Source organism: Lysinibacillus sp. NPDC097214 (genome assembly GCF_050277945.1).
GTDB classification, from domain to species: domain Bacteria; phylum Bacillota; class Bacilli; order Bacillales_A; family Planococcaceae; genus Lysinibacillus; species Lysinibacillus xylanilyticus_B.
This window is the reverse complement of the sequence record NZ_JBNNSS010000001.1, coordinates 75,803-98,285: the sequence shown is the minus strand read 5'-3', so window position 1 is coordinate 98,285 and position 22,483 is coordinate 75,803. Positions and strand designations below refer to the sequence as shown.

The window sequence follows — 22,483 nt, the reverse complement described above, 5'->3', positions numbered from 1 at the left end:
TCAATTGTTAGGAGGTTTTTTATTTGACTAGAAAAGGTCAGCGTACAGGGATTTTTGATTTAGAGGATGTGACAGAAGCTATACAGCTACCGAGTTTTGAGGGTACATTTAAAGAGGAAGATACGATACTGATTACTCCACCAAAGCTAATGATTGATGTAGCTGAATTACATCAGGGTAAGAAAAGTGTAGAAATTAATAGTGCCTTGTTAATTGTGAAAGAGCAAATGCGTCTGTCGGGCGTTCGTAAAGCGACAATCAGTGAATATATTTATACTTTTAAACGTTTAGTAGATGCAACTTACAATGGTTTCAACAGAATGTTGAATTAGAGAAAAAAAGAATACGAAAAAAACAATGGAAAGACCTCCTCACGTTTATGTCTGTTGCAGTATTTGTGCTTTCGGTTGGAATTGCTGTCGTTTATCGTCAGCCAATTCTTTTTCTTTATTTTCAGCTTGTGGGGATTATCTTACTGCCCTTAGCTCTTAACAAAACTAGAAAGAAGGTCAGTAATGAATGATCTCAAACGAACTAAGTAGCACACCGCTTTGGTTATGCGTCGTGATTGCATTCATTCTGATTTGCCAGAGCTCATGGATGTTTTGGGATGCACGGAAGAGGGGATATAATGCTTGGCTATGGGGCATTTTAGGCCTTATTCAATTTCCAACGTATCTTATTATCTATCTTGTTTTTGCAAGAAAAATATTTAAAAGAAAGGTCTCAGGTTCAAATTCCTGAGATTTTTTTTATCTTTATTCAGCAGAAGACTCCCACCTCTATAGGTGGTGAGATGAATGCGATTTTGGTACCTTTTCAGTGGGTGTCCAAACAACTACTGAATAAAGATAAAAGCCTCCGGCGGATGTCACGGATTTTCAAAGGGATGAATTGTGCTGGCACAATTCAAAATCCGGACGCAATTACGCCAAGGCGTAATTGATTTTTTTTTTCGTGAGTGAACGATTAGACGAACGTAATCGTATTAAGGGTAAATAAACAATTTGGGGGAGAAAAATGAATGAACTGTTAAATGGAATCCTATGGGGAGCGGTTGCGCCAATTCTTGTCTTACAATTAGGGGATTATATCCATAAATAGGGAAACATTTGATGGACAAATGACTATTTTTCAATTTGATAATTCCGGAAAACAATTGATTTCCAAATAACTTATTTAAATAGACGGTAGAATAATTTGTATGGTTGTTTATAATTCAGATGAAAGATGATAATTGATTTCGGAGTCTAACATAATAAATAGAACATAGGAGATGATGAATGTGCTAGTAGTAACAACAGAACACATTGAAGGGTATAAAGTTGTCGAAGTAAAAGGTTCTGTATTTGGTCTGATTGTAAGAAGTAGGGGGCTAGGCGGGGATATTATGGCGGGCTTAAAAGGATTAGTAGGAGGGGAAATCAAGCAATATACTGCCATGCTTGAAGATTCTAGAAAAGAAGCTATAGACCGTATGATTATGAATGCCAACGAAATGGGAGCGAATGCTATTATCATGATGCGATATGATTCTGGTGAAATGGGTAAAAACATGAGTGAAATTGTTGCATACGGAACGGCAGTTGTTGTGGAAAAGCTATAATGACGACATTTTTGGGGATAGGTATATATTTGATATTTCAAATTAGTATTGCTCTCGTTTGTATCTTACTTGGTTACTTTATATATGACAAACGATATAAACGCAATCATGGAAAGGAAGTTCCTAAAGGTTTTGAGGTAACGAATGAGGTGAATCTTGACCCTGTTACGGGTGAAAAAAAAGAGTATATTATAATGCAGAAACAGGTGAACGATTTTATAGAAAAGAAAAGTAGTTTCACGAAATATCAAACCAAGTTGTACAAAAAAGGTACTGCGAATTGCAGTACCTTTTAATATGCTAATTAATTGTCTTTTTAACCTGCGATTTTGCTTTTTGTACTTCAAAACAGAACCCGTTACCATATGAGCGCTTTACAATGATGTTTTCAAATCAGCACAATTCAATACGAAGTTCCTAGAAGAGAACGATGTTTTAGGGACAAGCAAGTAAGACGTATCAACGGTTTAACCGTCTCGGCTAATAGTCGGGAAGCTTGCGCAACAGTTGTGCAATATTTGTCAGCAGAATAGTTGGCGGAATAGAATTAGGAATAAAACAAAACGGAATATCCGATTTATAGACCCTTTAACGAAACTGATTCGTTAGGGGGTCTTTTTTTGTGCGTAAAAATAGTCAGCGTGCCTTTATTTTCGATTTAGAAAATATGAATCCAATCGAACTAAAAATGATTAATCCTAAAAACGAAAATAATGAGCCACTAATAACAGCGCCAACAATTATGATTGACGTTAATTCAGTTCGTTTAAAAGGTAATCGTATTAGTGCGTATTCGGCGCTAATCATCGTTAAAGAACAAATGCGCTTATCGGGCATACGCAAACAAACGATTAAAGAATACGACTACGTTTTTAGGCGGTTATTAACGATTATGAATGTGGAATATTTAGACGAAATAACAGCGCAGTTATTTTCGGATTTATTTCATCGTTAGGTGATGTAAAAGACGTTACAAAGCAAAGTAAATTACGTGTGATAAAAAGAATCGGCATATACGCTAGAGCTTGCGCCAACAAGCGACTAGTATCATAACTGATCGTAGCGCCAACTGCAATTGGAGATGGTTACTTTGCCGAGTAGCCGTTTTTCTATTATATCCTTATCACAAGTTCTCGTCCGGATTTCGGAAGAGTTAAGCATAGCGCCTTCATTTCGCCTTTATAGCCGTTGCTAAAAACGGTTTTAAATCATAAGTTGGTGTAATTATCATCAAAAGCGCTTAGAAGCTAATTCAAACGGAATTATAAGGAGGATTGAACGGAATGAATGTTGAAGCTTGCATCGTAAATATTCAACGGAAGATGCTCGAGCAGACTGGACGTAAAACTGACGTATATTACAGCGAAGGGCAAGGCGCTTTGTTCGTATTCATGGGAGACGTCTTAACGGCGAATAACGTTATTTACGCAGTATCCGAAATGGAATTAATGATGAACGCAATTTAATGAGAAGGAATAAATTTCTCCTAAAATTGTCCCCAAATAGGACGTTTTAGTGCGCTATATATAATAGAGTGAAAATTTTATCAAAAGTGATATCAAATTTAGCTTTTTATTGGTACTTAATAGTAGCAGGCAATTCCGTCGATCAATTGGCGTTAACATATAATCTAAAAAACTATTAAACAGCTAAAGGAGATGATGATATGACGGAAACACAGAAAAACAAAGACCGTTACCTTACGATTTGGGTAACGGATGGGTAGCAGTACAAAACGAAGCGCTAACGATTTATACATTACACCCTCTATCTATACTTGCTGAAAAACTACAATCATCATGAAGGACGCAGTTTCCCATCATATGCGAATATGTCGCGAACGCTCGGAATACATGAAGATACAATCGGAAGGTGTATCAAAACACTGGGCAAGCTCGGTATGATAAACGTTCATTGTTTAGGTGGCCCGTGGCGTTACAGTTTTTACTATACGTTTAATCCGTTGTTGACCGACGAAGATGAGTTCGTAAGGCGTTTTCTGGATACCCAGGTTAAATTGGAGAAGCGTAAAGAGGCGCAGAGAAAAGCAGATGAGGAAAAGAGACAAGGCGAAGAAGCAGAACTAATTGAATGGATGACACCCGTATTTTTCTCTTGTGGCTAAGATTATTTAGGATGTATAAAGACTTAATTCTAAAAAGTCATAGACATAATAATTAACGTGTCTTTATCCTAACGCTTAAATCTTCTATTGTATTTTCTAACGAAAATCCAATGTCTATCATTATTGAAATAACGATATATCGATATAAAAGAATATCGGTAATACAAATAAATAAGAGATAACGATAATACTCGTATATATCTATCGAATTATTTGAACATATTAGCGGAGATACAAAAAGAAAGGAGCGCCAGCTAATGACGAAACAGTTCCACCAAGCACTAATGAACAATGACGTTTTCAAATCAGCGCAATTCAATACGAAGTTCCTAGAAGAAAACGTGGGACAAGCAAGTAATTGAATTCATGGATTTTGGGAATAGAATGCATTCCATATATCGCAATAAAATTACCTTCTAACATTCAATTGTTAGGAGGTTTTTTATGTAACTAGAAAAGGTCAGCGTACAGGGATTTTTGATTTAGAGGATGTGGCAGAAGCTATACAGCTACCAAGTTTTGAGGGTACGTTTAAAGAGGAAGATACGATACTGATTACTCCAGCAAAGCTAATGGTTGATGTAGCTGAATTACATGTGGGTAAGAAAGGTGTAGAAATTAATAGTGCTTTGTTAATTGTGAAAGAGCAAATGCGTCTGTCGGGCGTTCGTAAGGCGACAATCAGCGAATATATTTATACTTTTAAAATGGAGCTAATGCTATCGTTATAGCAAGAAATGGAGGCTATGAAGATAATAAGCACGGGGAAGTTCCACCATATAGTTTTAGATTACTATTCATATTTCTAATCTCCTTTATAATGCTCATTTTTTAAATTATCATCATTTTGACAGATAGGCATTCCATTATTAGGGGGGAGTTGATAGGGTGAGAAAAGTACGAAGTTGACATGTGGTAGACCTTATATAGATAATGAGACGAAATAGGAAAACGAGAAAAATATGGTAATTACCTTTGGGAGAACTCATAGAATTAGAAGAAAGTTTATATAATTCTTGCTTTGAAACGAAAAAATAAAAAAATGGGGTTGTGAAGTTTAATGGATACAGATAAAAGTCAATACATTGAGCATTGTATTATAAATTATGAGGAAATTATAAATAACGCAAAAGAAGGAACTGCACAAGATAATGAAATATTAAAGGAAATTACTAAATCGATGTCATTTGGACTGTTAAAGACTAACTACGATATATGGTTAGATGAGTGCTTTTTACATCAAGACTGGCAAAAGTGGAACAATTTAATTTTCCAGCAAATGCGTTATCAATTACTTCCGGGATGTGGCGGAGGGTATGACCATAGTCAAAATACCTTACATATTTTAGAGGCATTCGCTTGCGGGGATAACGAAACAATGGAGCGCATTCTTCCATCCGAACTGGGTTTAACTAAAAATGGTTACCCGTTTTATATTGTGATGAGCAATCTCTTGAGGGCAATGTGGTATAGAGATGAAATACTGTTGCAAAAAGCGCTCTATGCTGCCGAAAAATTTGTTGGCACAAAGAGACCACAATGGGAGCGCTCGGGAGCTGCATTTCTGCTTTCATTACACAAAGAAGATGTCGAGGCAATGGGGAAACATTTACAAAATTTGTGTTCGGGATATATGCGTGCAGATTTCAGTAAAGCGATGAAACAGCTATGTGTGCCTGCACATGGTCTTTATTGCTTGGCACAAAACTTATTGCCCGCAGAGATATTTCAACAGATAAAAATACCAGAACACAAGAATTTTTCTCAAGGATTCGCAAAATGGAGAAATGAAAATCCACACCCTATATTAAATTTATACTTTGAATATCCGGAGCCTTTGGAAATCCTCAATCAAATTTATGTGGCACCAGTTGCTAAAAGCATTATTTCACAACCGCATCTCCATAGCGATAATCCTTATCATTCTCCGCAATTAAAGAAAAAATGGTTTCTTGATGAGGAGGCAATGCTAATAGCCTTTATTGAAAATATGTAATTTTCCTTTTGAACTAATGTTATAGAGTATTGTATGTTTTTTTCGTCATTTTTTGGGCTTCCGAATTTACCGTATATTTAGGGCTTTTTTCAGGCTTATTTAATTTAACAGTATAGACACCTTTCTGAAGCATGTTTTTTGGATGTGTTATAATAAAATTTGTGAAGAAATGTACACTAACGATGCATGTAAGGGGGCGGATGATGGATAACCAATATTTCGTAGGTTGGGGTACATTGGCGTTGATAAATGCTGCCATTGCACAAGGGAAGAATAGAACAGGGTTAAATTGGTTTTTACTTTCTCTTGTATTAGGCCCATTTGCAACACTAATTTTGTTATTTGTTGAAAAGAGACAGTAACACTACATTTTTACAATAATTGATATAAGTTAATAAAGCGAGAAGCGTGGTAATGTAGACTCTCGCTTATTCAACTATTTGGGTGTTTAATAATTGTAAGTCGATTATAGATCGGCTTATGTAATAGCGTCATAACTTATACCTTCTGACTTTACTAGTCAGGAGGTTTTTTATTTGTCTAAAATTAATTAGCGTTACGGCATAGTTGATGGCTTTTTGTGCGTGAAATTGCTTCTACTTTACTAATGGTGCGATTTAGTGGAATAAGAAGGAATTGTTAAGGGTATATAGAAGTAATAATTATCTAGCGTGTTATTCAATTGGGACTGAGTAACCGAAAAAAAAATAAATTATTTGTGGGAGGGGATAAATTGAAAGGTATAGAAGAAATGGAGAAGTTTGATTTTGTAACGTTCGAAATGGATGATGAACAAAAAGAGTTTGTCTCTGCTTTAAAGTTAATTACAGAAGGTAAAGAATGTTTGGGTGCAGAAATTTTAAAGGATTTGTATTGTAAGTCTCATGATCTTTCATTACGAAGTGGCTGTGCCAAGATTTTATTTGAGCTTTTTTTTACTAAATCCGAATGGAAACAATTAGAGGTGCTAGGCTTACTTGATGATCAAAGCATTGATCAAAGCAATCGTATAATTGCGAGAGCTTGTAGCCAGTCTGAACAAACAACATTCTCCTTCTTAAACGATCAAATATGTATGCCGATGAAACTAAGTATCTCTGGCTCTCCAAAAATCGATGTAATGATTAATGGAAATAAGAAATGCTTTTGGTTAGATACTGGAGCAGGGATGACGGTCATCTCAAATTCTTTAGTGAAAGACTGTGATATTAACATAGTGAAAGATGAAGAATTAAAGGTTGGAAATTCAACAAACCAAAATTTCAATACTGATTTCGCTATCATCGATTCAATTGTCATACAGGATCTGACGATTCTTCACCAGCCTACATTGGTGTTAGCGAATGATTTATTAATGATTCAAAATCCTAAAACGGAAGAAATAATGAAGGTAGACGGTATCATTGGATGGGATATCATACAACATATTTGTCTGGAAATCGACTATGGACGAAAACGGGTCATAATTCAAAAACCGAAACAAAAAGATAGTGTGGAGAACAACCTTTTCTTCTGTGGGTATCCGATTTTGAAAGTGAAAGGAAAGAATCAAGTTCCTTTGTATTTCGGTTTAGACACTGGTGCAAATAAGAGCCATTTTGGACGACCTCTCCTATCAAAAATCGATGATCTTAAAATAGAGAAAAGAATGATCCTTTCTGGTGGCTTCGGTGATGTAAAAGAAAGAGAATTAGACAGCGTAGAAAATTTAATTGTTTATCTGAATGAACACCAATCCATCAGCTTACACAACGTCAGAGAAATGTTGACAGATCTTGCTACTTTTTTTAAGCTAGATGGTGTTTTTGGTAGTGATATTGCTAAAGATGGGCGTATGGTGATTGATTATACGAATAGAAAGTTCGAGCTTGTGTTTACAAATGATGCTTCCTAATATTTTTTTATCAGAATTACTTTAACCTTCGAAAATTTATGTTGAAAAATTTTAAAAACTCGGGGGCTCAATTGCAAACTATGGTATTCAGTGTGCTGTCACAGGTCGAGAGTGATGTTCTAGGGACAAGCTTGTGGATTTAGGGAATAGATAACCTATCAAAGTTCGCAATTTTATCACCTTCTAACTTTTATTTGTTAGGAGGTATTTTTATGTCTAAAAATAAGAAGAGAACAGAGAATGTCTTTTCTAAGAGCTTGCTACGGTTGTTATAAGCTAACCCAAAGTTAAAGTGATTAACCTTATCGTGTTACCTGTAGGTACAGTCAAGCTCATTTGTTGAGCAATTCTCATTCCTTCACCAATTCACGATTTTCTATGTTACAATATCTTATAGATAGAATTTTCAGTCATTTGAGAGGTGGGTGAAAAGACAGTGAAAAAGATATTTTTAGTGCTTTTGACAATATTTATTTTAACAGCATGTAATTCATCAACGTTAAGTTTTAATGAAATTGAGATGGTTCCAGATAAAGTGCAAAAGGTAATTGATGAAAAAAATACACTTCAAATAATCAATGTAGTACATAAAGATATTTCTTATGTCGTTTTTCGGTCAAAAGGTACAGTTACAACAGACCTTGAAACGCAAGGTGATACATTAATAATAAAGTTAGACGTTACGAATGAACAAGAGAATGCAACAGAACAGCATGTCTATAAATTAACTTTAGACCCAGACCTGGATACGATTGATATTCACATCAATGGTAAATCTACAACTATTGATAATGTAACAGGGATATAAGAAGGCTATTAATGACTTTTCAACACTCAAAACAAAGCCATCACACAAAAACAGAGCAGTTTACAAATAATGAATAGGGTGATTGTATGGAAAGATTTGAACTTTCATTTAAAAACAAAGCAGTACGTGTTTGGTTTTGTACGGTATTACCTGCAATTATTTTAACTATTGTCCTGGATATTGTTTTGCCTTATGAGCAAAGAAGATATGTTTCATTAGGTTTATCACTAGTTACTATCTTATACTTTGTCTGGTTTGTGATTTATTCTAAAAAGAAACGTAAATAAAGTTTAAGATGACGAAGAAACTTATATTCGCATTTATTCAGATGCAAAAGCAAAATATAATGCCATACCTTAATTGATAAGAATTAAAAAAATTTATTAGGATGATTTAACTTGGATATTCTTCTTAGTGTTCTAATAGTTATTGCTTATGTTGGATTTATGAATTATATTTTTGGGCTTTTAACGAAATTAATGAAACAAAAAAGTTCTGATTTCATGGTACAAATTTTACCGGGGTGGATTTTAATAATGGTATCAAGTAGTGGTGTATTATTATTAACTCCGGATTATTTAACATACCAAAATATTTTTAAACTAATAATGTTTACTTCTGTTGGAGTTTGTTTGACTTCATTATTTTTATTAATTGTGGTAAAAAGACTCAGCTTAAGTAAATATAATGCTCTTATTTTGAAATTGAAAGCAATAGGGGAATAAAATAAAGAATTGTAAAGTTTCTTGTAAGGATTGAGTTCATAGTTGTACGGACTTAATCCTTTTCCTCGCTTTTCATTTTTATCGATAAGCATTGTTGATTTATCGAATAAAGTTTTGGATTTATCGCCCAACTTTTTATATTTATCACCCAATTTCTTAAATTTATCGACATAAACCTGATCCAAATAAATTAAAGCGACTTTACGAAGCCAAACTTTCCTTTTTATAGTATAATAAGCGTAAGTACAGCATTTGTTTGTGATGTGTAAGGGAAAGGATGATATTTGTATGGCAGAGAAAGTAGGACAATCTTTCGTACAACCAACGCCTTCTGGTAAAGAAGAACTTGGGAGAATTGAAGTAGCAGCGGAAGTAATCGAGGTTGTTGCTGGGATCGCAGTGAACGAGGTAGAAGGGGTTGCTGCAACTCGCGGTAATATAGCTACAGGCGTAGTAGAACGCTTCGGTAAAAAAGTTCATAATAAGGGCATTAAATCGGGTGTTACTGAAACTGGTGAGATTGCCATTGATGTATTTTGCTCTGTAAAATACGGCTATACAATCCCGAAAGTGGCGAAAGAAGTACAAACTCAAATCCGCCAAGCAATTTTAAATATGACAGCACTTGAAACAGCTGAAGTGAATGTTCACATTACTGGCATTCTCTTTGAAAAAGAAGAAGTAGCTGTACAAGAATAAAAAGAAGGGTTGCCTACAGGGCAATCCTTCTTTTTTAACGTTGTTCACGGAAATTGTTCAGCAGTGATTAGTATGGCTACTTTATTATATTTCAATATGCTTTGGCTTTCTCCAGAATAAGGCAAGGATAACGCCGAGTGTTAAAACAATTGTCGCAAAGTAATACGGATAGTTCAAATTGATATCGAACAATACCCCACCTAAAATAGGACCAAATATATTACCAAGACTTGTAAACATGGAGTTCATGCCACCAACGAACCCTTGTTCATTACCAGCAATTTTTGATAAATAAGAGGTAACGGCAGGACGTATTAAATCGAAGCCGACGAAAATAAAGAATGTGACAAATAATATTGCAAAATAATGGCTTACAAATGTCATAGCAAATGTTAAAACAGCAGATAGGACGAGTGAATAACGGATAAGATTAATCTCGCCCATTTTCTTTGTCAGCCAATCGAATAATACTAGCTGAGCGAGAGCCCCGACTACTCCACTTCCCGTAATAATAATTGCGATATCTGAAGGTGTAAATGCGAATTTATGATCCACAAATAGGCTAAATAACGATTCAAATGCAGCTAAACCAAATGATAGTACGAAAATAAGCACGAATGGAATAAGGTATAGTGGGCTAAAAATACGCTTCACACTGCCTGAAATTGATGATGCAGACTGTTCATCATTAGAAGCACGTGTCGGTTCTTTTAGTAAAATAAATGACAAGATCGCTGCTAAAAATCCAAGTATACCAGCAGCATAAAACGGTATGCGCGTTCCGAATTCTGCCAAAAATCCACCGATACCAGGTCCGATAATAAAGCCGGTACTAATCGCGGCACTCATATAACCCAATGCCTTTGGACGTTGTGACAAGGTTGTAATATCAGCGATATATGCAGTTACCGCAGGCATGATGAAAGCAGCACTGATACCACCTAACATACGTGAGACAAAGAGTATTTCAACTGTGCGTCCAAGCCCGAATAATAGCTCTGAAAAACCGAATATAAAAAGCCCCGCAACGATCATGATTTTACGGCCAATGGTATCTACCATTTTACCAGAAATCGGTGAGACGATAAGTTGAGTGATAGCAAATGCGGCCACCATATAACCAACGACAGAGCCTGAAATTTTCAGCTCATTCATAAGTGTTGGTAGCACAGGTATAACTAAACCAATACCTAAAAAGGCAATGAATAAATTCGATAATAAAATACTTAAGGTTAAAAGTTGTTTCTTATTCATGTTGTTCTCCTTCAATCATTCACGATACATAAATCAAAATCTACTAGAATATTTCCAAGTAATACAATAAACCCTATAGTAACTATAGGGTCAAAAGATTTGTTTTAACTTATTTCAGCGGGTGTTCAAACACCCGCTGAAATAGAGGAATTCAGTCTAAGGGCTCAACGCCCTGTAGCAATTTATTTGTGCGCAAGCGAAGCGACAGCAAGAACAACGAACGACTGAGTGACCAGTTTCACATTGCGCAAGCCTCCGGCGGATTTTTTTTCTACTTTTTATAAGTGTGGAAGTATTCGTTCGCGGTTATACAAAGTGTTATATATTTCTTTCATGCTTTGATGTCAATGGAGCAGCTACGTTCATTCATAAAATGCCCTTGCTAGTAAGAGCTAAAGAAGTTTCGTATCGCATCAAAACGAAATTTTATGTTTACAATCATCGCAGTAAAATAGGCAGGATTTGCGTTCTTTACATTGTTCCTCGCCTTCATATAACTTGAAAGTTCTTTTACAACTTGTACATGTAACTTCATATTGCATAATGAACACCTCAAAAGATGATATTTAATTTCCTTAATTATTACATTCTTGGTATTTAAACAATAAAGGTTGATTTTTAATTTCAATATATTTCTTAGTAAAGTTAATTGCAGGGTGTTAAAATAAGCAAAAAGTTGCTTGAAAAAGGTATCAGATTATTTAAAACTTGCCTGAATTCGTGTTTCTCTCACGAATTTATGCTATTATAAACCTTAATGCCACTTAAGAAGGAGAGCTTTACATGAAACGACATGAAGCACGCGAAAAAGCGTTGCAAGTTTTGTTTCAGCTAGACAATACCGATCTAACAGTAGAGGAAGCAATGGGTCATATTAAAGGCCAACCAACAAATGTCTTCTATGAAAAGATTGTTACTGGAACAGTTGAACATTTGGAGGAAATCGATGCTGCTTTAGAACAGCATCTTGAAAAGTGGTCGCTTGCCCGTTTACCTAAAATTGAAAGAACGGTTTTACGTCTAGCTGTATACGAGATTTTATACATGCCAGAAACACCAAAAAGAGTAGTACTTAATGAAGCAATCGAGTTATGCAAAACATTTGGAGACGATGGTTCGTCGAAATTTGTTAATGGCGTACTTTCTAAATTTACAGAACAATAACATGTGTTGAATTGGAAGGAGTAACTAAGGTCTATGTCAAGTGCAATTATTAATGGTAAAGAAATTGGTCAAGAAATTCGTAATTCAGTAGCAGAGCGAGTAACGCGTTTAAAAGAGCAAGGATTAACACCAGGCTTAGCGGTTGTTTTAGTAGGAGACAACCAAGCCTCGGCTACATATGTGAGAAATAAGCAAAAATCTTGTGAAGCCATCGGTATGTTTTCTGAGCTAATTAAACTACCAGAAGAAACTACGCAAGAATCATTATTAGCACAAATTGAATTATTAAATAATCGTGAAGATATTCATGGTATTTTAGTACAATTACCACTCCCAAAACATATTGATGAGGATATTGTTATTGCCACAATTGCTGTTGAAAAAGACGTTGATGGCTTCTCACCGGTAAGTGTTGGGAAAATGATGCTTGGCCAAGAAACATTTTTGCCTTGTACACCGTTTGGCGTAATGAAGCTTCTTGAATATTCAGGAATCGAAATAGCAGGAAAGCATGCGGTCATCGTGGGGCGTAGTCATATAGTTGGGAAACCAATGGGACAACTTCTATTACAAAAGGATGCAACCGTTACATATACGCATTCCAAAACACCAAATTTACCTTCATTCACTAAACAAGCAGATATATTAATTGCAGCCGTTGGACGTGCAAACTTTATTACGAAGGAGCATGTTAAAGAAGGCGCAGTTGTGATAGATGTTGGTATTAATCGTGATGAAAACAACAAGCTTTGCGGTGACGTAAACTTCAATGAGGTTGATGGAATTGCGTCTCATATTACACCTGTACCAGGCGGTGTAGGACCAATGACAATTACTATGTTACTATTCAACACAGTTCAAGCAGCAGAAAATAAGCTTGCACATATAGTTAAGCTATAATTTTGAATGACTCTTTATAAAAAGCTATCTCAATTTTTATTGAGGTAGCTTTTTTTATGATTTACTTTCTTAGTATTTCGAGAACTTTCGCGCTGTTTATAACGTCTAATATAACGTTTGGGTCATACATATGAAGAGGGAGGTTTTTATGGAAAACATAGATTTAATACTTATCATCAAACATATTATTATCGGTCTTGTGCAAGGATTTACAGAGCCAATTCCTGTATCATCGAGCGGACATGTTATGATTGCAAGTGAAATTCTTGGTCTTGGTGAGCAAGGTTTTACCTTTGCTATTTTAACGAACACAGCTTCTTTATTGGCTATTGTTTATATTTATCGAGAGGATATTGTCCGACTCATCACAAATTTTTTCCTTTATCTTAAAACAGGAGAGAATCGTTATAAAGCGGATTTCCGTTTTTCCATATTCATTGTGATTGGTTCTATTCCGGCGGGCATTTTAGGTGTTTTATTAAGCGATGTTATTGCGGATAATGTTAGTATGACAACGATTGCGCTTATGCTATTTGTGACAGGTATTGCCCTATGGCTAATCCGTAATATGCGTGGTACAAAAAAGGATGCGGATTTGACTGCCAAAGACGCCATCATCGTAGGTCTTGGTCAAGCTGTAGCATTAACACCTGGTATTAGCCGTTCAGGAGCAACTATTATTTCGGCCATTGCTGTAGGTATGAAACAGGAAACTGCTTTGCGATTTTCCTTCATGCTTTATATTCCTGTAAGTCTTGGCGGGGTTGTCCTTGGGGTTTCAGATTTTTTAGATGAGCCAAATAAAGGTGCATTAGCAATTCCTTATGCTGCGACATTTGTTGCGACATTATTTATGACTTATTTTGCAATGCGTTGGTTTATGGGAATCATGAAAAGTGGCAAGCTTAGCTACTTTACATATTATTGCTTCCTTGTGGGTACGCTCTTATTAATATTTTATTAATTTTAAAAGCCTCGTAACTTTATTAAGTTGTGAGGTTTTCTTATGTGTTGAAAAATTGGAATGGTAGGTATTCTTCGTAAATGTCGTAGCGTTTAGATGCGGAGGATTACCGTTCTAGGCTACTCACCATAATCGAAAAGAATAGACTTATAACAGTGATATGATTGTACCTTTACTGTTTCTACCGCTACGTTTCATATATGTTGCTGCTCTTACCGTCGCGTTTGATTCTATCCGTCACTTGGGCAGTTCAATCCGTCACTTCGACTGTTTTATCCGTCGCCTCGGCTGCACTATCCGTTACTTCGTCTTCATACCGTCGCTTTGGCAGTTCAATCCGTCGTTCAGGCAGTTCTTACCGTCGCTCAGGCTGCACTATCCGTCACTTCGTCTTCTTACCGTCGCTCAGGCTGCACTATCCGTCACTTCGTCTTCATACCGTCACTTTGACAAATCTATCCGTCGCTTTGGCAGTTCAATCCGCCCCCAAGAAAGCGCTCAGTCGGAACGGAAATCAACCCCTCGTTTTGTCGAAAAGACATACTTTACCTAATACGAGATCTTAAGATATGTTATAGAAAGGTTTTCATTTCTATAAAAGACAGTCGTTTTTTCAAGCAAAACTGCATTTTGGCACGTCAGGCACAATAAAAAATGGTATGATAAGTGTAGTTTTGTGAAAAACTTGATTTTAGTAAAGGAGCCGGAAAAATGACATCTGCTTCTTATTTAACTGTAAAAGCGTTAACAAAATATATTAAACGGAAATTTGATGCTGATCCGCATTTACGTGAAGTCTATGTAAAGGGAGAGTTATCCAATGTCAAGATTCATCAATCAGGACATATTTACTTTACATTAAAGGATGATGGAGCACGAATTGCGGCTACAATGTTTAAATCAGCAGCCGGAAAGTTGGCGTTTGAACCTAAGGACGGTATGCAAGTATTTATCCGTGGGGATGTAAACGTGTACGAAGGCTACGGTACATATCAATTATATGTACAGGAAATGCAACCAGATGGAATCGGTAGCTTGTTTGTTGCCTTTAACCAGCTGAAAGAGCAGTTACAAAAAGAAGGGCTTTTTAAACCTGAGTGGAAACAACCAATTCCGAGGTTTCCGGAGAAAATTGGTGTTTTAACGTCGACAACAGGAGCAGCCATTCGAGATATCTGTACAACATTAAAGAGACGCTATCCACTTGCTGAAATTTTCATTTATCCTACCCTTGTACAGGGAGCACAAGCAGCGCCAAATATTGTTCACAATATTGAGCGCGCAAATATCGATGCAAGTTGCGATGTATTGATTGTTGGGCGAGGCGGTGGATCGATTGAGGATTTATGGGCATTTAATGAGGAAGTTGTCGCAAGAGCGATTTTTGGAAGCCGTATCCCTATTATTAGTGCGGTAGGTCATGAAACGGATACGACTATAGCGGATTATGTAGCTGATTTGCGTGCACCAACACCAACGGCAGCGGCTGAAATGGCTGTACCTGATCAACAGGATTTATTTCAGCGGGTACTTACACAAAAATCACAACTCCATCAAATAGTAAGAGCGCAACTTATGGCAGAACGACAACGTCTAAATAAGCTCCAACAATCTTATCCGTTGTCAATGCCAGAACGTCTATATCGACCTTTTACGGAAAGGCTAGCACAGCTTGAGTCGGGATTGCAAAAAGCAATGCAGGTCGATTTGATGAAGAAAACAGCGCAGTTTCAACAATTACGTAGTGCGGTAGAGCAGCACTCACCGAAAAAGGCTTTAGCTTTCCATCAACGAGAGCTAGAAGCACATGTCCAACAATTAAATCGTGCTACAACGCATTATGTAACGAAGCAAAAACAACAATTTGAGGCAACCGTCAGAACTTTAGAAGCATTGAATCCGCTTGCCATTTTAACAAGGGGCTTTACGGTAGCTTATAAAGATCATCAAATGTTAAAATCATCAGCTGATGTAAAGCCACAGGATCAATTAACACTTTCCTTCCATGATGGAAAGGTTATTGCTGATGTGGTAAAGATCTTGCCAAAAAATGAGGGGGAATAATTGTGGCAGAGAAACAACAAACTTTCGCAGATGCTATGACGGCACTTGAGGAGATTGTCCGTCAGCTAGAGCAAGGTGATGTGCCGCTAGAAAATGCGATTGATTTATATAAACAAGGAATGGAGCTTTCACATTTTTGCCATAGCAAGCTACAAAATGCTGAAGAGCAGTTAATTTCTATTGTCCAAGAGACAGGTGAAACTACAGCATTTGATCCACTAAAGGGAGAGAACTAAGAAATGAACGAGCAATTAAAGCATTTTATTGAAAGCAACATACCACAAGTTGAAGCTGAAATGTTTGCGCTAGTTGAGAAAATTGACGCACCAGCCAATTTAAAAGAATCAATGCTTTATTCATTAAAAGCTGGAGGTAAACGTATTCGCCCTCTTTTTGTATTAGCTGTTCTTGAACTATACAATCAGAATTTAAAAGATGGTTTAACTGTAGGATCAGTCGTTGAAATCATCCATACGTATTCGTTAATCCATGATGATTTACCAAGTATGGATAATGACGATTTCCGTCGAGGTAAGCCAACAAACCATAAAGTTTATGGCGAGGCATTAGCGACACTTGCAGGTGATGCATTGAATACACTTGCGTTTGGCATTTTAGCACGCATGGATGTATCAGCTGAAAAACGTATTGAGCTTGTCAATCTGTTAAGTGAAGCAGCTGGTGCAGAAGGTATGGTTGGGGGGCAAGTACTCGATATAGAAGGTGAAAAGCGTCAGCTGAACATAGCTGAGCTTGAGCATGTCCATATCAATAAAACGGGCGCTTTATTACGATTTAGTATTGAAGCGGGAGCGGTGTTAGCTGATGTAACGCAAGAAAATCGCGAAACTTTAAAGGAATATGCGCATCATATCGGCCTCGCCTTCCAAATTCAAGACGATATTTTAGATATTGAGGGAACTACAGAAGAACTGGGAAAAACTGCTGGTAAAGATGTAGCAAGTGATAAAAGCACATACCCAGCTCTGTTAACTTTAGATGGGGCAAAAGAAAAGCTTGCAGAGCATTATCAACATGCTAATAACGTATTAGATAAATTGCAAGTAGATGCCAGCTTATTACGTGATTTTGCAGCCTATATTGTTCATCGTAAAAACTAGGAGAAAAACGAGGCGCTAAAGGCATAGAGTATGCTAGAATAGGTGAGGGCGTTTGCCAATGTGCAAACAATAAAGAGTTCGTACTTTTAGCATATTGATAACACTGTTATAATGGTGGAAACACAATTACGGTGAATAATTTATTGAAAAGGTGTGTGAGAAAGGTGGATTTAAATAAGATAGCTAGTCCAGCCTTTTTAAAAAGCTTAGATAAGAAGGGGCTTGAGCGACTTGCGCAAGAAATTCGTGCCTTCTTAATCGAAAAATGTTCTGTCACGGGTGGTCATATCGGACCGAACCTTGGTGTTGTGGAGCTAACGATTATGCTCCATAAAATGTTTGACAGTCCACAAGATAAGTTTTTATGGGATGTTGGCCACCAAGCTTACGTGCACAAAATTTTGACAGGTCGTGCGAATCAATTTGACACATTACGTCAGTTCAAAGGGCTTTGTGGTTTTCCAAAGCGTGTGGAGAGTGAACATGATGAGTGGGAGACAGGTCATAGCTCGACATCTTTGTCAGCAGCTATGGGTATGGCAGCAGCACGTGATATCAAAAAAGAAAAGAACTTCGTGATACCAATTATTGGAGATGGAGCTTTAACTGGTGGTATGGCACTAGAGGCATTAAACCATATCGGTCATGCTGAAACTAATATGATTGTCATTTTAAACGATAATGAAATGTCAATCGCTCCAAACGTCGGAGCGTTACACAATGTATTGGGACGTCTTCGTACAGCCAAGGAATATTCAAAAGCAAAAGAAGAACTGGAATCCCTCATGAATAAGATTCCTGTGCTAGGCGGTAAACTTGCTTCAACTGCTGAGCGTGTCAAAGATAGCTTAAAATATTTAGTGGTATCAGGTGTGTTCTTTGAGGAGCTAGGCTTTAAATATCTAGGACCAATTGATGGACATGATTTCGAAGCTCTTGAGGCAACTTTATCACAAGCTAAAAAAGTAAAAGGGCCAGTGCTTGTTCATGTGATTACGAAAAAAGGCAAAGGTTATAAACCTGCTGAAGATGATACAATCGGTAATTGGCATGGGACAGGTCCTTATAAAATTGAAAACGGTGCCTTTGTAAAATCAGAGGCGAAAGGTCCAGCTTGGAGTAGTTTGGTTGCCGAGACTGTTCGTAAAATTGCGCATGAGGATAAACGAATTGTCACAATTACTCCTGCAATGCCAGTGGGCTCGAAACTACAAGGCATCCAAAAGGATTTCCCAGAGCGTTTCTTTGATGTGGGAATTGCTGAACAACATGCAGCCACGATGGCAGCGGGTCTAGCAACACAAAAAATGAAACCATTTTTAGCCATATATTCAACATTCCTTCAACGTGCTTATGACCAAGTACTACATGATATTGCACGTCCAAACTTAAATGTCTTTATAGGAATTGACCGTGCAGGCTTAGTTGGCGCAGACGGTGAAACACATCAAGGGGTATTTGATATTGCGTTCCTTCGTCATATCCCAAATATGACAATTATGATGCCCAAAGATGAAAATGAAGGTCAACATATGGTGAAAACAGCCATTGAATATGATGGCGGTCCAATTGCATTACGTTATCCACGAGGTAACGGTATAGGCGTTCCTTTAGATGATGAGCTTAAGACGTTACCAATTGGTAGCTGGGAAGTGTTACGAGAAGGTAAGGATGCTACGATCTTAACCTTTGGTACGACAATTCCAATGGCAATGGAAGCAGCCGGTATTTTAGCACAGCAAGGTGTAGAGATAGAAGTAGTCAATGCTCGTTTCATTAAACCAATGGATGAGGATATGCTTCATCGTATATTATCAAGCGGTAAACCAATCTTAACGATTGAAGAGGCAGTTCTACAAGGTGGTTTTGGTAGTGGTGTATTAGAATTTGCCCATGACCATGGCTATTTAAGTGCACTGATCGATCGTATGGGTATACCAGATCATTTTATTGAGCATGGTAATGTAGATCAGCTTCTCGCTGAAATTCACATGACGGCTGAAGATACAGTGGCACGTTTGCATGTGTTACTTCAACAAAAACAGCAAGTAGGTTTGAATAAATAATGACAAAAATTCCAAAAGAACGTGTAGACATTTTACTTGTAGAGCGTGGGCTATGCGAAACCCGAGAAAAAGCAAAGCGCTCTATTATGGCAGGGCTAGTTTTTTCTAATGAAATACGCATCGATAAGGCGGGGGAAAAAATCGCTATAGATGCACCACTACAAGTAAAAGGCTCGGATATAAAATATGTTAGCCGTGGCGGCTTGAAGTTAGAAAAAGCGCTACAAATTTTTGATATGTCTGTAGAGGGGAAGCTAATGCTAGATATTGGCTCCTCTACAGGAGGATTTACCGATTGTGCATTACAGCACGGTGCAAGACATGGCTATGCATTGGATGTTGGTTCCAACCAACTAGCATGGAAGATCCGATCTGATGAACGTGTAACTGTCATGGAAAAAACAAATTTCCGTTATACGACAGCAGCAGATTTAACAGAGGGCTTACCAGACTTTGCAACAATTGATGTCAGCTTTATTTCATTATCACTTATTTTACCTGTCTTAAAAACGTTGTTAATGCCAGGTGGCGATGTAATGGCACTGGTAAAGCCTCAGTTTGAAGCTGGGAAAGAGAATGTCGGTAAAAAAGGCATTGTTCGCGACAAAAAAGTACATTTAGAAGTTTTAGAAAAGACAGCTGCAATGGCGACAGAGGTTGGCTTTGTCGTTAAGGATGCTTCGTTTTCGCCAATTACAGGAGGCGAGGGGAATATTGAATTTTTATTCCATTTAGTGAATCCTATTGGTGATGAAGATGTCTCTGCATATACAGCTTTTAATACACTCGTTGAAGAAGCGCATAGTGCACTAAAATAACACGTGCTCGTTTATAGAGCCGTGTTTTTTCTTGTGCTTTTATGTTTAAAATGGTAGTGTAAATATACAAATATTCAACTATTTATAAGAGGTGACTGAGATGAATAAAGGACAACGACATATACGAATTCGGGACATTATTGCCAATCATGAAATCGAAACGCAAGATGATTTAGTCGATTTTTTAAAAGATGCAGGCTATAATGTGACACAAGCAACAGTATCACGTGATATTAAAGAACTTCATCTTGTTAAAGTACCTTTACAGGATGGACGCTATAAATATAGCTTACCCGCAGACCAACGATTCAATCCTATACAAAAATTACATCGTGCGTTAGCTGATGCTTTTGTCAGCATTGACGGTGCATCACACTTTTTAGTTATGAAGGCTCTTCCTGGTAATGCCAATGCTATTGCATCATTACTTGACCATTTAGATTGGCCTGAAATTTTAGGGACTATTTCTGGAGACGATACTATTTTAATTATTTGTCGTGATGCAGATGAGCGTGAAAATACTAAAAATCGCTTATTAGAAATGCTATAAAATAGCAGGGTAATTTGATACAGAGGTGACATTTTGTGTTAAGAGAGCTTAGTATACGAAACTTTGCCATCATTGAGGATTTAACGGTAAGTTTTTCAGGTGGTTTAACTGTTTTAACAGGTGAAACAGGGGCAGGAAAATCCATTATTATCGATGCAGTGCATTTACTTGCTGGCGGACGAGGAAATACCGAATTTATTCGTCATGGAGCTAAGAAGGCTGAATTAGGTGGTTTATTCCAAATTTCAAGTTCTGGGCATCCTGTTCATAAGAAACTTGAAGAGGCAGGCATTGAAATTGAAGAAGATACCATTATTTTACGCCGTGATTTAAATGATTCTGGAAAAAGTGTTTGTCGAGTAAACGGTAAACTTGTGCCATTATCTGTTTTACGTGATATTGGTGCTAGCCTTATCGATATTCATGGTCAGCATGAAAATCAAGAATTAATGGATGAGAAACAGCATATCAATTTACTTGATCATTTTGCCGAGGAACAACTTACACCAATTCAAGAGGCGTACAGTTCTCAATATGATGAATATCGTTCACTAAAAAAAGAATTAGCTTCAATTTCGATTGATGAGCAGTTAATGGCGCAACGTATTGATTTGTACCAATTCCAAATGAAAGAACTGGAGGATGCCAATTTAAAGCTTGGCGAGGAAGATGAGCTTCTTGATGAACGTCGCCGTCTAATGAATTTCAATAAGATTTTCGAACGCTCCAGTGCAGCTTATGAAGCAATTCAAGGTGAATCAAAGGGTCTTGACTGGATTGGCAATGCCATGGGAGCCTTAGAGGATGCTGCCACTGTTGACGAACAATTTAAAGAGGCATCCGAATCTGTCACTACTGCATTTTATGCGTTACAAGATGCAGCGTACCAGGTCAAAAATGTGTTGGACGAATTAGAATTTGATCCCGCTCGTTTAAATGAGGTTGAGCAACGTTTAGCTTTGTTACAAAATTTGAAGCGCAAATATGGCTCAACAGTTGAAGAGATTTTAGCGTATTACGATAAAATTAAAACAGAGCTAAATGAGCTTTTAAATCGAGACGAAATTTTGCAAGTGAAAGAACGAAAAGTGCTGGAAATGGAAGTGGTACTTGATGAGCTTGCTGCAGAACTTTCTACTGTTCGAAAGGAAGCTGCACATAATTTAAGTGAAGCTATTATGGCTGAACTGCGTGAATTACATATGGAAAAAGCAAAATTTATTGTTAATTTTGATGAATTACCTTTCTTTGATGCGAACGGAAAAGACCAAGTAATTTTTTATATTTCTACGAATGTAGGCGAGCCGCCAAAATCTTTGCCGAAAATTGCTTCTGGTGGAGAATTATCGCGTATGATGCTTGCGTTAAAGACGATTTTCTCATCCTCAAATGGCATTACATCTATTATTTTTGATGAGGTCGACACAGGTGTAAGTGGTCGCGTAGCGCAAGCAATCGCAGAAAAAATTGCAGCAGTATCCATTAACTCTCAAGTATTATGTATTTCGCATTTACCACAAGTGGCTGCGATGGCCGATCATCATTATTTTATTAAAAAAGAAGTCGAGCATGATCGAACATTTACGTCATTGCTGGAAATAGATACAAATGCTCGTATCGAAGAAGTCAGTCGCATGATATCTGGAGCGGAAATTACAGATTTAACATTGCAGCACGCGACAGAGCTCTTAAAAATGGCGAATGAACGAAAAAAACAAATGAGATAGCA

At 37.1% G+C, this 22,483-nt stretch carries 26 protein-coding genes and 1 pseudogene; 25 read left to right on the top strand and 2 right to left on the bottom strand.

From position 1 onward, the window contains the following. The first annotated feature begins 23 nt into the window (after positions 1-23). From ACQKMI_RS00530 to ACQKMI_RS00465, 14 genes and pseudogenes are all read left to right on the top strand, one after another. The gene (locus ACQKMI_RS00530) at positions 24-332 is read left to right on the top strand and encodes a hypothetical protein (protein WP_427486696.1); all 309 of its coding nucleotides are present in this window, start codon (positions 24-26) and stop codon (positions 330-332) included. A gap of 11 nt (positions 333-343) precedes the next feature. Then, positions 344-523, top strand: coding sequence for a DUF5345 family protein (locus ACQKMI_RS00525; RefSeq protein ID WP_427487320.1), 180 nt, complete (start codon positions 344-346; stop codon positions 521-523). Between the two features lie 762 nt (positions 524-1,285). Further along, positions 1,286-1,606, top strand: a complete 321-nt coding sequence (locus ACQKMI_RS00520) for a YbjQ family protein (RefSeq protein WP_402758604.1) — start codon at positions 1,286-1,288, stop codon at positions 1,604-1,606. Further along, on the top strand, positions 1,606-1,902 hold the full coding sequence (locus ACQKMI_RS00515; protein WP_427486694.1) for a hypothetical protein: 297 nt from the start codon (positions 1,606-1,608) through the stop codon (positions 1,900-1,902). The genes ACQKMI_RS00520 and ACQKMI_RS00515 overlap by 1 nt, the downstream gene beginning before the upstream one ends. A 326-nt stretch (positions 1,903-2,228) precedes the next feature. Then, positions 2,229-2,561, top strand: coding sequence for a hypothetical protein (locus ACQKMI_RS00510; protein ID WP_427486693.1), 333 nt, complete (start codon positions 2,229-2,231; stop codon positions 2,559-2,561). A gap of 319 nt (positions 2,562-2,880) precedes the next feature. Continuing rightward, entirely contained in the window at positions 2,881-3,072 is a 192-nt protein-coding gene (locus tag ACQKMI_RS00505) for a hypothetical protein (protein WP_427486692.1), read from the top strand. Positions 3,073-3,383: 311 nt separating this feature from the next. Further along, positions 3,384-3,449, top strand: a pseudogene (locus ACQKMI_RS00500) (hypothetical protein); the annotation flags it as partial. Between the two features lie 123 nt (positions 3,450-3,572). Then, a complete protein-coding gene (locus ACQKMI_RS00495; RefSeq protein WP_427487347.1) occupies positions 3,573-3,731 on the top strand; it encodes a hypothetical protein in 159 nt (52 codons plus the stop codon). A 491-nt stretch (positions 3,732-4,222) separates the two neighbouring features. After that, the gene (locus ACQKMI_RS00490; protein ID WP_427486691.1) at positions 4,223-4,462 is read left to right on the top strand and encodes a hypothetical protein; all 240 of its coding nucleotides are present in this window, start codon (positions 4,223-4,225) and stop codon (positions 4,460-4,462) included. A gap of 329 nt (positions 4,463-4,791) precedes the next feature. Next, positions 4,792-5,727: a hypothetical protein gene (locus ACQKMI_RS00485; protein ID WP_427486690.1), complete on the top strand. Its 936-nt coding sequence runs from the start codon at positions 4,792-4,794 to the stop codon at positions 5,725-5,727. A 203-nt stretch (positions 5,728-5,930) separates the two neighbouring features. Then, a complete protein-coding gene (locus tag ACQKMI_RS00480) occupies positions 5,931-6,089 on the top strand; it encodes a hypothetical protein (protein ID WP_427486689.1) in 159 nt (52 codons plus the stop codon). A gap of 371 nt (positions 6,090-6,460) precedes the next feature. Continuing rightward, positions 6,461-7,621, top strand: a complete 1,161-nt coding sequence (locus tag ACQKMI_RS00475; RefSeq protein WP_427486688.1) for a retropepsin-like aspartic protease — start codon at positions 6,461-6,463, stop codon at positions 7,619-7,621. A gap of 460 nt (positions 7,622-8,081) precedes the next feature. After that, positions 8,082-8,429, top strand: coding sequence for a hypothetical protein (locus ACQKMI_RS00470; RefSeq protein ID WP_427486687.1), 348 nt, complete (start codon positions 8,082-8,084; stop codon positions 8,427-8,429). Positions 8,430-8,515: 86 nt separating this feature from the next. Beyond that, positions 8,516-8,716 carry a hypothetical protein gene (locus ACQKMI_RS00465; protein ID WP_427486686.1) on the top strand — a complete coding sequence of 67 codons (201 nt, stop codon included), beginning with the start codon at positions 8,516-8,518 and terminating at the stop codon, positions 8,714-8,716. A 287-nt stretch (positions 8,717-9,003) separates the two neighbouring features. Here ACQKMI_RS00465 and ACQKMI_RS00460 read toward each other — a convergent pair whose 3' ends face one another. Continuing rightward, positions 9,004-9,339, bottom strand: a complete 336-nt coding sequence (locus ACQKMI_RS00460) for a hypothetical protein (RefSeq protein ID WP_427486685.1) — start codon at positions 9,337-9,339, stop codon at positions 9,004-9,006. Between the two features lie 103 nt (positions 9,340-9,442). Here ACQKMI_RS00460 and ACQKMI_RS00455 point away from each other — a divergent pair, with 103 nt between their 5' ends. Next, positions 9,443-9,853 (top strand): Asp23/Gls24 family envelope stress response protein, encoded by a 411-nt coding sequence (locus tag ACQKMI_RS00455; protein WP_323647078.1) that lies wholly within the window; start codon positions 9,443-9,445, stop codon positions 9,851-9,853. Between the two features lie 84 nt (positions 9,854-9,937). On the opposite strand, the gene ACQKMI_RS00450 is transcribed toward ACQKMI_RS00455, so the two are convergent. Continuing rightward, entirely contained in the window at positions 9,938-11,107 is a 1,170-nt protein-coding gene (locus ACQKMI_RS00450; RefSeq protein ID WP_427486684.1) for an MFS transporter, read from the bottom strand. A 783-nt stretch (positions 11,108-11,890) separates the two neighbouring features. Here ACQKMI_RS00450 and nusB point away from each other — a divergent pair. The 10 genes from nusB (at position 11,891) to recN (ending at position 22,481) form a co-directional block, all read left to right on the top strand. Further along, positions 11,891-12,271 (top strand): transcription antitermination factor NusB, encoded by a 381-nt coding sequence (gene nusB / locus ACQKMI_RS00445; RefSeq protein ID WP_053483714.1) that lies wholly within the window; start codon positions 11,891-11,893, stop codon positions 12,269-12,271. A gap of 33 nt (positions 12,272-12,304) precedes the next feature. Continuing rightward, positions 12,305-13,171, top strand: coding sequence for a bifunctional methylenetetrahydrofolate dehydrogenase/methenyltetrahydrofolate cyclohydrolase FolD (gene folD, locus ACQKMI_RS00440; RefSeq protein ID WP_323647073.1), 867 nt, complete (start codon positions 12,305-12,307; stop codon positions 13,169-13,171). A gap of 148 nt (positions 13,172-13,319) precedes the next feature. Continuing rightward, positions 13,320-14,135 (top strand): undecaprenyl-diphosphate phosphatase, encoded by an 816-nt coding sequence (locus ACQKMI_RS00435; RefSeq protein ID WP_427486683.1) that lies wholly within the window; start codon positions 13,320-13,322, stop codon positions 14,133-14,135. A 711-nt stretch (positions 14,136-14,846) separates the two neighbouring features. Then, on the top strand, positions 14,847-16,199 hold the full coding sequence (xseA, locus tag ACQKMI_RS00430) for an exodeoxyribonuclease VII large subunit (protein ID WP_427486682.1): 1,353 nt from the start codon (positions 14,847-14,849) through the stop codon (positions 16,197-16,199). A gap of 2 nt (positions 16,200-16,201) precedes the next feature. Further along, positions 16,202-16,435, top strand: coding sequence for an exodeoxyribonuclease VII small subunit (gene xseB / locus ACQKMI_RS00425; protein WP_427486681.1), 234 nt, complete (start codon positions 16,202-16,204; stop codon positions 16,433-16,435). A 3-nt stretch (positions 16,436-16,438) separates the two neighbouring features. Next, positions 16,439-17,320: a polyprenyl synthetase family protein gene (locus tag ACQKMI_RS00420; RefSeq protein ID WP_427486680.1), complete on the top strand. Its 882-nt coding sequence runs from the start codon at positions 16,439-16,441 to the stop codon at positions 17,318-17,320. A 164-nt stretch (positions 17,321-17,484) separates the two neighbouring features. Further along, positions 17,485-19,386, top strand: a complete 1,902-nt coding sequence (gene dxs / locus ACQKMI_RS00415) for a 1-deoxy-D-xylulose-5-phosphate synthase (RefSeq protein WP_427486679.1) — start codon at positions 17,485-17,487, stop codon at positions 19,384-19,386. Further along, complete coding sequence (locus ACQKMI_RS00410) at positions 19,386-20,204, top strand: TlyA family RNA methyltransferase (RefSeq protein WP_427486678.1); 819 nt, start codon at positions 19,386-19,388, stop codon at positions 20,202-20,204. The genes dxs and ACQKMI_RS00410 overlap by 1 nt, the downstream gene beginning before the upstream one ends. 100 nt (positions 20,205-20,304) lie before the next feature. Further along, the gene (gene ahrC, locus ACQKMI_RS00405) at positions 20,305-20,754 is read left to right on the top strand and encodes a transcriptional regulator AhrC/ArgR (protein ID WP_427486676.1); all 450 of its coding nucleotides are present in this window, start codon (positions 20,305-20,307) and stop codon (positions 20,752-20,754) included. A gap of 35 nt (positions 20,755-20,789) precedes the next feature. Continuing rightward, positions 20,790-22,481 carry a DNA repair protein RecN gene (recN, locus tag ACQKMI_RS00400; RefSeq protein ID WP_427486674.1) on the top strand — a complete coding sequence of 564 codons (1,692 nt, stop codon included), beginning with the start codon at positions 20,790-20,792 and terminating at the stop codon, positions 22,479-22,481. The last annotated feature ends 2 nt before the right edge of the window (positions 22,482-22,483 follow it).

Coding starts and splice junctions, on each gene's coding strand:
- ACQKMI_RS00410 (WP_427486678.1), top strand. CDS start 19,386: ATGACAAAAATTCCAAAAGAACGTGTAGACATTTTACTTGTAGAGCGT.
- ACQKMI_RS00465 (WP_427486686.1), top strand. CDS start 8,516: ATGGAAAGATTTGAACTTTCATTTAAAAACAAAGCAGTACGTGTTTGG.
- ACQKMI_RS00455 (WP_323647078.1), top strand. CDS start 9,443: ATGGCAGAGAAAGTAGGACAATCTTTCGTACAACCAACGCCTTCTGGT.
- ACQKMI_RS00480 (WP_427486689.1), top strand. CDS start 5,931: ATGGATAACCAATATTTCGTAGGTTGGGGTACATTGGCGTTGATAAAT.
- folD (WP_323647073.1), top strand. CDS start 12,305: ATGTCAAGTGCAATTATTAATGGTAAAGAAATTGGTCAAGAAATTCGT.
- ACQKMI_RS00450 (WP_427486684.1), bottom strand. CDS start 11,107: ATGAATAAGAAACAACTTTTAACCTTAAGTATTTTATTATCGAATTTA.
- xseA (WP_427486682.1), top strand. CDS start 14,847: ATGACATCTGCTTCTTATTTAACTGTAAAAGCGTTAACAAAATATATT.
- nusB (WP_053483714.1), top strand. CDS start 11,891: ATGAAACGACATGAAGCACGCGAAAAAGCGTTGCAAGTTTTGTTTCAG.
- ACQKMI_RS00435 (WP_427486683.1), top strand. CDS start 13,320: ATGGAAAACATAGATTTAATACTTATCATCAAACATATTATTATCGGT.
- ACQKMI_RS00515 (WP_427486694.1), top strand. CDS start 1,606: ATGACGACATTTTTGGGGATAGGTATATATTTGATATTTCAAATTAGT.
- ACQKMI_RS00420 (WP_427486680.1), top strand. CDS start 16,439: ATGAACGAGCAATTAAAGCATTTTATTGAAAGCAACATACCACAAGTT.
- ahrC (WP_427486676.1), top strand. CDS start 20,305: ATGAATAAAGGACAACGACATATACGAATTCGGGACATTATTGCCAAT.
- ACQKMI_RS00485 (WP_427486690.1), top strand. CDS start 4,792: ATGGATACAGATAAAAGTCAATACATTGAGCATTGTATTATAAATTAT.